Source organism: Vibrio ostreae (assembly GCF_019226825.1).
In the GTDB taxonomy this organism is placed as follows: Bacteria; Pseudomonadota; Gammaproteobacteria; order Enterobacterales; family Vibrionaceae; genus Vibrio; species Vibrio ostreae.
The window spans coordinates 1,319,356-1,332,606 of sequence record NZ_CP076642.1 but is presented as its reverse complement, the minus strand read 5'-3'; the positions used below and the strand labels follow the sequence as shown (position 1 = coordinate 1,332,606).

At 49.1% G+C, this 13,251-nt stretch carries 10 protein-coding genes; 6 read left to right on the top strand and 4 right to left on the bottom strand.

The window, feature by feature from the left end:
• Nucleotides 1-53: 53 nt before the first annotated feature.
• The 4 genes from KNV97_RS05785 to KNV97_RS05770 form a co-directional block, all read right to left on the bottom strand.
• Nucleotides 54-3,206 (bottom strand): efflux RND transporter permease subunit, encoded by a 3,153-nt coding sequence (locus KNV97_RS05785; RefSeq protein WP_218561761.1) that lies wholly within the window; start codon nt 3,204-3,206, stop codon nt 54-56.
• Nucleotides 3,207-3,220: 14 nt separating this feature from the next.
• Nucleotides 3,221-4,390 (bottom strand): efflux RND transporter periplasmic adaptor subunit, encoded by a 1,170-nt coding sequence (locus KNV97_RS05780; RefSeq protein ID WP_218561760.1) that lies wholly within the window; start codon nt 4,388-4,390, stop codon nt 3,221-3,223.
• Nucleotides 4,391-4,784: 394 nt separating this feature from the next.
• Nucleotides 4,785-5,519: a transporter substrate-binding domain-containing protein gene (locus KNV97_RS05775; protein WP_240798216.1), complete on the bottom strand. Its 735-nt coding sequence runs from the start codon at nt 5,517-5,519 to the stop codon at nt 4,785-4,787.
• 365 nt (nt 5,520-5,884) lie between these two features.
• A complete protein-coding gene (locus KNV97_RS05770) occupies nt 5,885-7,300 on the bottom strand; it encodes an aminotransferase-like domain-containing protein (RefSeq protein ID WP_218561759.1) in 1,416 nt (471 codons plus the stop codon).
• A 152-nt stretch (nt 7,301-7,452) separates the two neighbouring features.
• Between KNV97_RS05770 and KNV97_RS05765 the strand changes: the two genes are divergently transcribed.
• From KNV97_RS05765 to KNV97_RS05740, 6 genes are all read left to right on the top strand, one after another.
• Nucleotides 7,453-8,820, top strand: coding sequence for a cytochrome ubiquinol oxidase subunit I (locus tag KNV97_RS05765; RefSeq protein ID WP_218561758.1), 1,368 nt, complete (start codon nt 7,453-7,455; stop codon nt 8,818-8,820).
• Between the two features lie 30 nt (nt 8,821-8,850).
• Nucleotides 8,851-9,858, top strand: coding sequence for a cytochrome d ubiquinol oxidase subunit II (gene cydB, locus KNV97_RS05760; RefSeq protein WP_218561757.1), 1,008 nt, complete (start codon nt 8,851-8,853; stop codon nt 9,856-9,858).
• 19 nt (nt 9,859-9,877) lie between these two features.
• Entirely contained in the window at nt 9,878-10,000 is a 123-nt protein-coding gene (locus KNV97_RS05755) for a DUF2474 domain-containing protein (RefSeq protein WP_136487412.1), read from the top strand.
• A gap of 445 nt (nt 10,001-10,445) precedes the next feature.
• Complete coding sequence (locus tag KNV97_RS05750; protein ID WP_218561756.1) at nt 10,446-10,700, top strand: hypothetical protein; 255 nt, start codon at nt 10,446-10,448, stop codon at nt 10,698-10,700.
• Between the two features lie 356 nt (nt 10,701-11,056).
• Complete coding sequence (locus KNV97_RS05745; RefSeq protein WP_407701873.1) at nt 11,057-12,004, top strand: hypothetical protein; 948 nt, start codon at nt 11,057-11,059, stop codon at nt 12,002-12,004.
• Between the two features lie 537 nt (nt 12,005-12,541).
• A complete protein-coding gene (locus tag KNV97_RS05740; protein WP_218561754.1) occupies nt 12,542-12,970 on the top strand; it encodes a hypothetical protein in 429 nt (142 codons plus the stop codon).
• The last annotated feature ends 281 nt before the right edge of the window (nt 12,971-13,251 follow it).

The following is a 13,251-nucleotide window of genomic DNA, read 5'->3' as shown; positions in this document are numbered from 1 at the left end:
AAAGGCCCTTAATTCGCTGTGAATTAAGGGCCTTTTTATTCGCTCAAACAATTTTAATTTGGTTTAAGACTCGGCTTTCGTTGACGCTTGGCCGTCATCATCATGTAGAACAGCGGAGTAAACAGCAGGCCAAACAAGGTTACACCAATCATACCAGAGAACACGGCAATGCCCATCACGTGGCGCATCTCAGCGCCGGCGCCTGTTGCGGTAATCAACGGCACAACACCCGCGGTAAAGGCAATCGACGTCATCAGGATTGGACGCAGACGCAGACGACATGCTGCCAGAATCGCGTCCAGACGGGAGCTGCCACTCATTTGCGTATCCCGGGCAAACTCTACCATCAGGATGGAGTTCTTACACGCCAGTGCCACCAATACAATCAGGGCAATACCGGTGAAGATGTTGTTATCACCGCCAGTCAGCCACACACCGGTCAGGGCCGACAAAATCGTCATCGGCACAATCAGAATAATTGACAACGGCAGACGCAGGCTCTCGTACTGAGCAGCCAGAATCATGTACACCAGCAGTACCACCAGCGGGAAAACATACACCATGGTGTTACCAGCCAGGATTTGCTGATACGTCACTTCCGTCCACTCGAATGTCATGCCATCTTCCAGCTCACTGTTGAGCACACGTTCAATCGCCGCCTGAGCCTGATCCGAACTGTAACCCGGTGCCGGACTACCGTTCAGCTCAGCGCTCGGAAAGCCGTTGTAGTGCATGACACGATCCGGGCCCGTCGTTGCTGTCACGCGCAGAACAGAGCCCAGTGGCACCATATCACCGTTAGCGTTACGCACTTTCAGGCGCAGAATCTGTTGTGGATCGACACGATAGCGCGCGTCCGCTTGTGCATTCACCTGATAAGTTTTACCCAGCATGTTGAAGTCATTCACATACATAGAGCCCAGGTAAACCTGCAGCGTATCAAACACTTCGTCCAGCGGGATGCCTTGAATCAGTGCCTGTTCACGGTCGACATCGATATCCATCTGTGGCACCTGAATACGGAAACTGGAGAACAGACCAACCAGTTCAGGCTGTTGCTGCGCTTTAGTAATCACACGTTGCAGGTTATCAAACAGTGCCTCAAAACCCAGGTTGCCGCGGTCTTCAATTTGCAGTTTGAAGCCACCGGTACTGCCCAGACCAAGAATCGGCGGTGGCGGGAATACGGCCACAAAAGCTTCATCAATTGCTGAATATTGCTGGTTGAGAGATGCGACGATCGCATTGGCGGACTTATCTGCACTTTCTCGCCGGTCAAAATCGTCCAGCATCACAAACACAATACCGCTGTTGGTACTGTTGGTGAAACCATTCACAGACAGACCAGGGAACGATAACGTATCGGCAACTCCCGGCGTCTTCAGCGCCATCTGCTCCATACGGGCAACCACGGCCTGTGAACGATCCAGACTGGATGCATCCGGCAATTGAGCCACCGCAACCAGGTACTGCTTATCCTGCATCGGGATAAAGCCGCCCGGAACAGAATCAAACAGTTTCGCTGTAGTCAAAAGCAGTCCTAGGTAGATAATCCCGATCACCGCACCCAAACGGATAATACGTTTTACGCCTTGTTCGTATTTATTGGCACCCGCGTCAAACAAGCGGTTAAACGGCTTGAACAACCAGCGGCCAAACAGACGATCCATACCGCGCGTCAGAAGATCCGGCTTATCGTGATGACCTTTCAGCAACAGGGCTGACAGCGCCGGAGAAAGAGTCAGTGAGTTGAAAGCCGAGATCACAGTTGAAACGGTAATCGTCAGCGCGAACTGCTTATAGAACTGTCCACTCAGGCCCTGAATAAATGCGGTCGGAATAAATACCGCACACAGCACCAGCGCAATCGCAATAATGGGGCCGGTTACCTCCTCCATCGCTTTTTTGGTCGCTTCAAGCGGATTCAGGCCAAGCCCGATATTACGCTCAACGTTTTCTACCACCACGATGGCGTCATCGACCACGATACCGATAGCCAGTACCAGACCAAACAGCGACAGAGTGTTAATCGAAACCCCGAGCCAGTTCATCACTGCAAAAGTACCAATCAGAGAAACCGGCACCGCGATCAGAGGAATAATAGACGCACGCCAGGTTTGCAGGAACAGGATCACCACCAGCACCACCAGCACAATCGCTTCCACCAGTGTATGCACTACCCCTTCAATCGAACCACGTACAAAAACGGTCGGATCATAAGCGATACGGTACTGGACACCGCTCGGAAACGATTTTTCCATCTCATCCATGGTCGCACGAACCTGATTAGACAGCTCAATCGCGTTCGAGCCGGGACGCTGAAAAATACCCAGACCGACCGCTGATTTACCGTTCAGCATCGCGCGCAGCGCATAGCTGTCTTCACCCAGTTCAACCCGGGCCACATCTTTCAGACGAGTAATCGCCCCACTGTCATCGACACGCACCACAATGTTTTCAAACTCTTCCGGTGACTGCAGACGACCTTTGACATTGAGCAGATACTGGAACTGATTATCCAGCGGCACAGGTTGCGCGCCCAGTGTACCGGCTGCCACTTGACGGTTTTGCTGCTGCACAGCATGCACCACATCCATTGCTGTCATCTGACGCGAAGCGAGCTGATCCGGGTTAAGCCACAGACGCATTGAGTATTCGCCGGCGCCAAACATTTGCACCTGTCCGACACCTGGCAGACGCAGCAGGTTATCCTGTACGTTCAGGCTGGCATAGTTCGACAGATAATTGGCCGGACGCGAGCCGTCTTCTGAGATAAGGTGAACCACCATCACCAGGTTTGGTGACGATTTCTCAGCAATGACACCCAGTCGCTGCACTTCTTGCGGCAGACGAGGCAGAGCACTACTGACCCGGTTTTGTACCGCAACCTGCGCTTTATCCAGATCAGTGCCGAGAGAAAACGTAATGGTCAGCGTCATGGTGCCGTCAGAAGTTGCCTGGGATGACATGTACAACATGTTTTCCAGACCGTTCATTTCATCTTCTAGCGGCCCGGATACCGTTTCACCGATCACCTTAGGGTTAGCGCCCGGATAACTGGCGGTCACCACTACAGTCGGCGGAACCACCTCCGGGTATTCACTGATTGGCAGGTTAAACAGTGATATCGCACCGCCTACCAGGATCAGCAGGGACAGCATGGCCGCAAAAATCGGCCGCTGTATAAAAAAGTGACTAAATTTCATCCGCAATAACCTACTTACTGTACTTGCTTGGCCACAACCTGTTCGAGTTGTGAATCGATATCGACCACTTGAGGCGTGACTGGCATACCTGGCTGGACTTTAGCCGGGCCGTTCAGTACCACCAGTTCGTCAGGCTTAAGACCCTTGGTCACGATACGCAGCGAACCAACACGATCACCCAGTTCCACCAGACGGTACTCAATCACACCATCACTGTTGACCACATAAACAAAACGGTTAGCAAGGTCAGTACCGATGGATTTATCCGGCACCATCAGTTTCAGTGCATCAGCCTGAGTATCGTTCAAACGGATACGAACGAACGAGCCAGGACGCAGCGCTTGTTCAGCATTGTCAAAACGGGCACGAATGCGCAGCGTACCGGTCGCGCTGTTGACCTGGTTATCGATAAAGTCAACCACACCAGGATAGCTATGACTGGTATCACCATTCAGCACCGCGTCAACCGGGGTATGACTGTCGGCAGTTACATTGGCAAAATGCGCGTTCCAGGTACGCTCATCCACATCGAAATACGCTTGCAGTACATCGGTTGAGACCAGCGACGTCAGGATGGTGCTACCCGCCTGAACATAGTTACCCTCGGTAACATAGGCACTGGAAATTCGCCCGCTGATCGGTGCTTTGATCTGGGTGTAGCTCAGATTTAACTTCGCGGTTTCCAGCTGCGCTTTCACCGACGAGAGTTCAGCCTGACGCTGGGTTGCCAGATACATGCGCTGCTCTGCCTGTTCAATTGGCATCGCTTTGGTTGAGCTGAGGCGTTTAGCACGCTCCGCCTCTGACTGAGCCTGAGTCAGTGCAACACGTGCCGCCTGGTATTCAGATTCCAGGCGCTGCATTTCAGCCAGAAATGGTTTGTCGTCGATTTGGAACAACAAATCACCGGCTTGCACGCTACTGCCTTCTGTGAATACGACTTTATCCATCACGCCATTAACGCGAGGACGGAGCTCAACGTTCTGCGGGGTTTCCAGACGTGTGGTGTACAGAAATGGTTGCTGATAAGAAATCTGGTGTACTGCCACAACATCTGTTGCCATCGGTGCAACGGCCTGAGCACTGTTACCGGGTGAAGATTCACCGGGTGAAGAGTCCGCCTGTGCGTAACAACCAGCCAACATCGCCGCGATTAACGCGGTTGAGACCAGACGATAGGACATATGAGTATTCTCCGATTTTGAGCTGCACTTTGAGTGTTATCTGACACAGTTCTCACTATGTCATTTAGGACGGAGCACTATACCGACTTGACACTTTTTTATTAGTCCTCTATTTGTGATTAACTTTATTAGAAAAACTTATTAATAAACCTCAATTATTGAGCAAAATTACACCAAATCGCTAAAATAATAATCAAACTGCTGACTTAACAGTATTTTTCCTCGTTTTACGTGCGGGAAATACCGTTATCGAAAGGGAATTTACTTGGGCGGACAACCCCAACATAGAGCACTCAATACCAATCTGAGGGTTGCAGCAGGCCAAACGAAGTAAGCCAGGTCTAAAAACAAAAAAGCCACTCAAATGAGTGGCTTAAAAAATATTAACCGCAGATTACTGGACGCTGTCCAGCCATTTATCCGACTTAAACCATTTGTCGTAAATACGCTGATAGGTGCCGTCACCTTTAATTTGCTGCAGGTAGTTGTTGAGGAAGTTAAGGAAATCCGGATCGCCCTTACGCACCGCCCAGCCCAGCGGCTCAAAAGTAAATGACTCATCTAAGTGAATCACTTTACCCTTATGCTGCGCTTCATACAGCGCGTTGTAAGGCAGATCGTACACAAATGCGTCCGCTTTACCGTTCGCGACTTGCAGCGCGGCATCAGCCGAGGTGTCATACAGATCAATCTTAGCCGCTGACAGATACTTTTTGGCCGCTTCTGCGCCAGTCGTCCCCAACTGAGTCGATACTGTGTATTTGCCGTTGTTTAAATCACGGTAAGAATTGACTTTACCTGCCAGCTCAGGCGCGATAAGCACCGTTTGTCCAACCTGAGTATAAGGGTTAGCAAAGTTGACACTCAGGTTACGCTCCGCGGTAATGGTCATCCCACCGATAAAATCACATTTACCCGTTTTCAGCGCAGGCACAATCCCGTCCCACGCGGTATTGACCGGCACAAACTTCACATTCATTGAACGAGCCATATGCTTGGCCAGATCAAGATCAAAGCCAACATAACGACCATTCTTGTCTGTCATTTCAAACGGGATATAACCCGATTCAAAACAAAACTTCAGTTCGCCTGATTTTAAAATGCCTTCCAACGCCGGCTCAGTCGCCATCGCATTGGCAGAAGAAAAAAGAGTAACAATCGTCACCGCTGACGCCAGTGCGCCGCGAACTCCCTGCTTAATAAATTGTAACTTCATCAATATACATCCACGTCTTTGTTATTTTAAGTGATCTACAGTAGCAACGGCTGCCAACTGTAAGAAATAGGGATAATGAAGAGTTATACACATTTATCAAAGGATAATTCTTCATAACATATTCCAACCATTGAAAAATGGTGATTATTTAGCCGCAGTTTAGTCACTTCATCTAGCCGGCGAGCCGTCATTCAGAATAAGCAGACTTGTTAAAGACATCTCTGACACTAACAAGAATGAGTGCCGGACTGAATCATCGCTAATAGACGCTCACCAGACTACTCTTGAATCTGCGCCGCGATTCGCTCGCACAGGAGCTTCAGAGCCTGTTTGCGTGGCTGATCGAGCTCAAATGACGCATTTAAGCGAATGCAGTGATTGAACTCATCGGTCAGGGCGAACATTTTGCCCGGCGCGATACTAACATTGTCACGGAGCAGCGCCTGATAGATAACCATCGCATCGATGTGTTTGGGCAGCTCCAGCCACAGAAAATACCCACCGCCCTGGTTGAGCACTTTTACCTCATCCGGCAATAGCGAGCTCAGCAGTTGCGCCATTTTCGCTTTGCGATCATGCAGCTTTTTGCGCAGTTGCCTGAGGTGCGATTCATAATTTCGGCTGGTCAGGTAATGCACCAGCGTTCTCTGGATTGGCGCACTGGTTGCGAGCGTACTCATCAGTTGCAGCTTTTGAATCTCAACAGCACGCTTGCCGGCTGCGACCCAGCCGATACGCAGCCCAGCGACCAGCGATTTAGAAAATGATGAGCACAGCATGGTGTTACCGCTGTTATCGAACGTGCGCATCGCGGGAAGCGGCTCATTGCCATGATACAACTCGCTGTATACATCATCTTCAATCAATGCAACCTGATAACGCTGCAGCCGCTCAACAATACGCTGCTTTTTATCATTGCTCAGGGTGAAACCGAGCGGATTCTGATGATTCGACATCAGCCAGCACGCTTTCACATCATGCGATTGGAGTGCTCTTTCCAGCGAGTCCAGGTCAATACCGGTTTGCGGGTCTGTGCGGACCGACAACGCTTTCAAACCGAGGCGTTGCAGTGACTGCAGCGCGCCGTAAAAGGTTGGCGACTCCACCACCACCCAGTCGCCGGGCCGGGTGCAGGCCTGCAAACTGAGATTAAGCGCTTCCAGCGCGCCGGCGGTGATAACAATTTCATCCGGCGCCACGGCAATCCCTTTGGCCGCATAGCGCTTAGCAATCAGCGTTCGCAGCTCTTGATTACCCGGCGGCAGATTATCAAAAGAGTTGGACACCGGCATACTGCGCGCCGCCGCAGCCAAAGCGCGGGTGACGTGGTAACGCGGATATAAACCAGGATCAGGGTAGGCAAAACCAAAATTAACCATGTGCGGATTTTTACCCGCCTGCAGCACATCAAAGATAAACTCGTTGATATCGACCTGTTCAGTACCAGACACCGCGGCAGGCACGGGATGAAGCTCACTGGTCACCAAACGCGGCGCGACTTTATAGCCGGAACGCGCCTGAGAAATGAGCCAACCCTGCGATTCAAGTAACTGGTAAGCGTGCAACACCGTCATCAGGCTCAGACCACTGTGCTCAGCCTGCTTACGCAGTGACGGCAGCTTGTCCCCCGCCCGCCACACACCCGATTGGATCTGCCGTTTTAACTGCTCTACTAAATCCTGATACTTCGCCAATGCTGCCACCTGTTTACGCTAACTGGTAAAAACAATAACACAACAACTTTAAAACTGTTATACCTTAATCGCTCCGTTCTGTATCTACCCGCTCCTGGCACAAGCTTTTACCCTAGCTTACCCAACACAATAATTAAGCTCGAAGGAATTTTATGTTCGGTCTAGACGCATTTATGCTTGCCCGGATACAGTTTGCTTTTACTGTGTCTTTTCACATTATTTTTCCCGCCATCACCATCGGACTCGCAACCTATCTCGCGGTTCTGGAAGGACTATGGCTCAAAAGCCGTCAGCCGGAATACAAAACGCTGTACCACTTCTGGTCGAAAATTTTTGCCGTTAACTTCGGCATGGGCGTGGTATCGGGCCTGGTCATGGCTTATCAGTTCGGCACTAACTGGAGTGGTTTTGCCGATTTCGCTGGCAGCATCACCGGCCCGCTACTGACTTATGAAGTGTTAACCGCGTTCTTCCTGGAAGCGGGCTTTTTGGGCGTTATGCTATTTGGCTGGCACCGGGTTGGCGAAAAACTGCATTTCTTCGCCACTTGCATGGTTGCACTAGGTACCATTATCTCGACCTTCTGGATCTTAGCCTCTAACAGCTGGATGCATACCCCGCAAGGCTTTGATCTGGTTGATGGCCGCGCCGTGCCGGCTGATTGGTTTGCCATCATCTTCAACCCGTCCTTCCCTTACCGTTTAGCGCACATGGGTATTGCGGCATTTCTGAGTACCGCGCTATTTGTCGGCTCCGCTGCCGCCTGGCATCTGCTCAACAACTGCCGTACGCCAGCAGTGAAGAGGATGTTCTCAATGTCACTGGGCATGCTAGTGATTGTTGCCCCGCTGCAGGCGCTGATTGGTGACGTACATGGATTGAACACTCTGCAATATCAGCCAGCCAAAATTGCGGCGATTGAAGGCCACTGGTCCAATGCTAATGGTGAACCTACACCATTGATCCTGTTTGGTCTGCCGAACATGGAGCAGGAACGGACCGACTACGCGTTAGAGATCCCGCTACTCGGTAGCCTGATCCTGCGTCACAGCCTGAGCGAGCCGATCCCGGCGCTGCAAGACTTTCCTATTGATGAACGCCCGTATTCACCGGTCATTTTCTGGTCGTTTCGCCTCATGGTCGCGCTCGGGATGCTAATGATCCTGCAAGGCGTTTACAGCCTGTGGTTACGACGCAAAAACGCGCTCTACTCCACCCGCTGGTTCCTGAAATTTTCTGTTGTGATGGGACCGGCTGGTCTTATCGCGATTCTCGCCGGCTGGTTCACCACCGAAATCGGCCGCCAGCCCTGGGTGGTGTACGGGCTGCAAAAAACCACCGATGCCGTCTCGGCACACGGTGAATTGCAGATGAGCATCAGCCTGATAGCTTTTCTGGTGATCTACAGCACCGTGTTCGGCTTTGGTTACTACTACATGATCCATCAGATCAAGCAAGGCCCCGATCTGCCTGAGCCTGACGACATGCATGAGATCAGCACCATTTCAGGTCGTATTTAACGCCCGCAGAGAACGCTTGAGGTAAACACTATGCAATTTGACTTATCCGTGATTTGGTTCGCGATCATTGTCTTCGCCACCCTGATGTATATTGTGATGGACGGCTTTGATCTCGGCATCGGCATTCTGATGCCCTTCATCAGGCATCACAAACATAAAGACATGATGGTCAACAGCGTTGCCCCTGTCTGGGACGGCAATGAAACTTGGCTGGTGCTGGGCGGCGCGGCGTTGTATGGCGCATTCCCGCTCGCTTATGCGGTGATCAGCGAAGCCCTGACCGTCCCATTAACCCTGATGCTGATCGCGTTGATCTTCCGTGGTGTGGCGTTTGAGTTCCGCTTTAAGGCCCTGCCCAACCATCTGCAATTCTGGGATCGCTCGTTTATGGCCGGCTCTGTTTTAGCCACCTTCTGCCAGGGTATAGTCGTCGGTGCGGTGATTCAGGGCTTTGATGTCCAAAACCGGGTGTTCATTGGTGGTCAGCTCGACTGGCTGACGCCTTTCCCGCTGCTCTGCGGTCTGGGCTTGCTCGCGACCTATGCCCTGCTCGGCGCCACCTGGCTGATCATGAAAACCGAAGGAGAGTTACAGCACATCCTGTATAGGCTGAGCTACAAAACACTGTTTACAATGATCGCAGCTCTGGTAATGGTAAGTATTTGGACGCCACTGGCTTATCCTTCGATTGCCGAGCGCTGGTTCTCACTGCCGAACCTCTATTACCTGCTACCGGTACCGCTAATTACCGCCCTGGTGTGCCTCAAACTGGCTAAATCCGTGCGTAACCGCCGTGAACGCAGCCCGTTTATCATGGCGCTGCTCATCGTGTTGCTTGGCTTTGCAGGACTGGGGATCAGTATCTGGCCGAATATCATTCCGCCCAACATCACCATCTGGCAGGCTGCGGCTCCCCACAAGAGCCAAAGCTTTATGCTGGTTGGTGCCGCTATGATCATTCCGGTTATCCTCGCCTACACCTTCTGGAGCTATTACGTCTTCGCCGGCAAGGTCAACGAAGATGAAACCTATCATTAACATAACAGCAGGGGAAAAGATGAAAAAGAATCTCCAACAGTGGGGCTGGATGCTGGCCATCTGGGCCGCCAGTATCGCTGCCCTTGGTGCAGTATCCATTGGGTTTCGCCTGCTGATGACCGCAGCCGGACTGAAATCTTAACCCTTCCATTGAGCTTGCGAGGCTTCTATCTCCATCCCCGGTTTTTCGCTTGATTTCGGGGGTTTTGTGCGCCAATCAGTGTGTGACCGAGCCAATACCAGCCAAATCACTCTTTACTTTACACGTTGTTATTTTGCGCTTGTACACGGATGAATGTCGTGCGCTTAATCGTAATCAAAGCTCTGATGTGCCAATGTCGGCGCTTGATAAACGGACACGCGGCATTTTATTTATCTCAGCCAAGAGAATGATAAACAGTTTAATCAAACAACTGTTATATGTTTAAAATTGCATTCTGTATCTACATCAAGGCCGGCAAACCTTTTAGCATGGCGGAAAAACAGCAAAATTAAACAAATCATACCTAAATGGGTATTAAGCCAGATAAACATAAGCCTTTGGTTTTTCTAACGTAAGTAGATATTGAATTTGATGGAGATAAATAATGAGCAATGGTTGGTTTAACTTCTTTCCTTACTTTGCAGGCGCACTTAAGATCATTGTGACAGCGATTGGCGCTTACTTTGCGATTAAATGGCATTTTGATGAAGATCGACGGGTAAAAGAAGCAGAAGGCGTGGTATTTGAACCACAGAGCTTCAAGAAAAAGTTGGCCAAGATGCTCGCCATTCCAGTCATTCTGACCCTTCTGATCATTATCACCATCTACGCCACTAATTGGATACTTGACGCTTATTGACGGGTTATGTTGAGACGGTCGAGGGTTAGCGATTTGATATTGTCTGCTCACTTCGTTAAAAAACTGTCGATAAAATAGATAATGCTTGATGATGAAACTGGGGACGGATGTGCTTACCCAAAGCTTGGTTAATTTTTTCTGAGCATATTTGCGACACCAACGGCGGAGTTTTCCACACTTTTTGTGATATTTGTTCATATTCCATCGGGCTCGTTAGTTGAAACAAGACTAGCCAAATTACAATCGGTTGCATATTTAACTCAGACAGGTCACACCGATCGGGCAAATTTTTGCCTAGCAGTATTTACCTTTATGATGCACTGATGATGGATGTAAGAGACTGAAAAATGACGGATATGAGCCGTACCAATATGCGCTGGATAGAAGGAGATACGTTACCTGAAAAGGCCGCGCCTAAGCTGTCCCCGAAAGAAAAATATTTACAACAAGTACAAGAGAATTATCGCCAGTCGGATGAGAGCTGGAGCTATGTTCAGGCAAATGAAGACCGCTACGCTGCCCATCGAGCAGATGTACTTTCTCGGCGAAGCCCTTCACAAGTTCTGGATGACTCTCTTCGGGATACCATGACTTCACAGTGTTCACTACAAGAGGAAATGGCTAAGAATCATCAACATGTTCTCATTACTGATTTAGAAGATGCGCATAAAGTTCTGCATAACCTTTGGTTCGAATCTGGACATGATGTCGCGGCGATCGCCGCAAGCATCAATACGGCAAAATCTTGGTTCAACCATACAGAACCAATGTTTAACGCCCATTCTATTGCTAAACAGTTTGGCGACATGGGTATCAAAGCCGATTTAATCGAAAGTAAAGGTAAGACGTTCATTGCGTTTAACGGTACCGACAATAACGGAAAAGTGCTCAAGCATGCGTTTGTGAACGAAACTCGAATCAATATGAATGGTAAAAAATATCCATTGAACTCTTTTAAATCGATGCAAGCTGGTTTTAGTCCTCAATCTCGCTCGGGCAACTTCAAAGGTGCCGGCGTTGTCACGTTCTTTGTATCGTCAGGAATCGCTACCACCGAACTGGTATTTAACAATGACTATCACCTTGTGGATTGGTTCGGGAATGTTGGTAGCGACATGTTTAAAGCATTGGTTCAGTATGGTGCCGGTGAAGCTATGTTATTTTCCGCTGCTTATGCGAGCGCTCCAATTCTAGCGGGAGCGATATTTGTAATGATCGCTTACTTAGGTATTGAATATCTTTGGGGTGAATACAGAGTGCGTGATTCAATTGTGGAGGAATTAAAGAGTGTCACAGGGAGTTAAGGTTCGATTAGCTTGCTTATTTCTGTTTGGCGTTGCGTTTGGGGTTTGGGCAGTGTGTACCTACGGTGTTTACAGTGATTATAGGGATATAATCAATCGTGCGGACGTAGTGCAAGTATCGATTCTTACGCTTTGGGTTCCTTTAGGGGGATTCGGCGCAATTGCTTGTGTCTTGATGATGCTGCCAAAGGTGCTTTATTCAGGGAAGAAGATGAACGAGCTCTATACTCAGCGTCAATTTTTACTGGCAAACAAAGTTTGTATTTGGTTTGCCTTAATCGGAGTGGCATTTGCTGCTGGCTGGACATACTACTCCCTCGACTTGCTAGAAAAATATGGATATGTGTATAGTCGAGATCTCACGCGAATCACACCGACAGGGATACATCTAATCTATGTTAAGCTGCCGCAATACTGACATATTTAGAATACATTTACACTCAAGGGGCTTATTGCCCCTTGTTTCCTTTGGGTTAAGCGAGTTCTTATATACGCAGCAATGGAAAAATCGGACTCTAATAATAACGGAGCCTGAAAATGCCACAGCAAACTAAAGTGAGAATCGCAGGCGCTTGCTTACTATTACTTATGGTCGGCGGTTGGTTCTTTATATCTTATACCGCATTGCAAGATTACTTAGATTTGTTGAATCATAAGCATGTGGTGACGTTCTCACCTGTTGTATTGTTGGTGCCGATTGGTGGGCTCGGTGCAGTTCTCTGTGCGGTAGTTCTTTTCCCTAAAACCATTTGGTACGGGAAAAGGTTTGATGAAATATACTCATCCAAAATGATATCAAGAGTTAACAGGATATCCGTATATTTCATCCTCATCGGCGTAGCATTTGCAGCAGGATGGACTTATCACACTTTTGATTTGATGGATAAATACGGTTACGTGTACAGTGACGAACTCAATAGGAATGCGGGTACAAGTATTTACCGAAAATGGGTAAAATCTAGGTAGATTAGCTAGTACATCATTGGCGTTGAGCCATACTTTCACTAGCCACTTTCCATTTTTGACATAAAAAAGAGCCGCTAAACAGCGGCTCTCATTAGTTCGATATTTCTGTTGATACAACCATATGTTGATATCACCAAATACAACCATAAATTGATATTTTTGTGATAAACCGAGCTAATGCTGAGTTTTTGTGTAAGAAAGTTTCTTACACAAAGACGGTCGTTGTACCAGCTTGGTTAAAACTAAGCGCTCACACATTGAACTGAACTTCAATGTGTGAT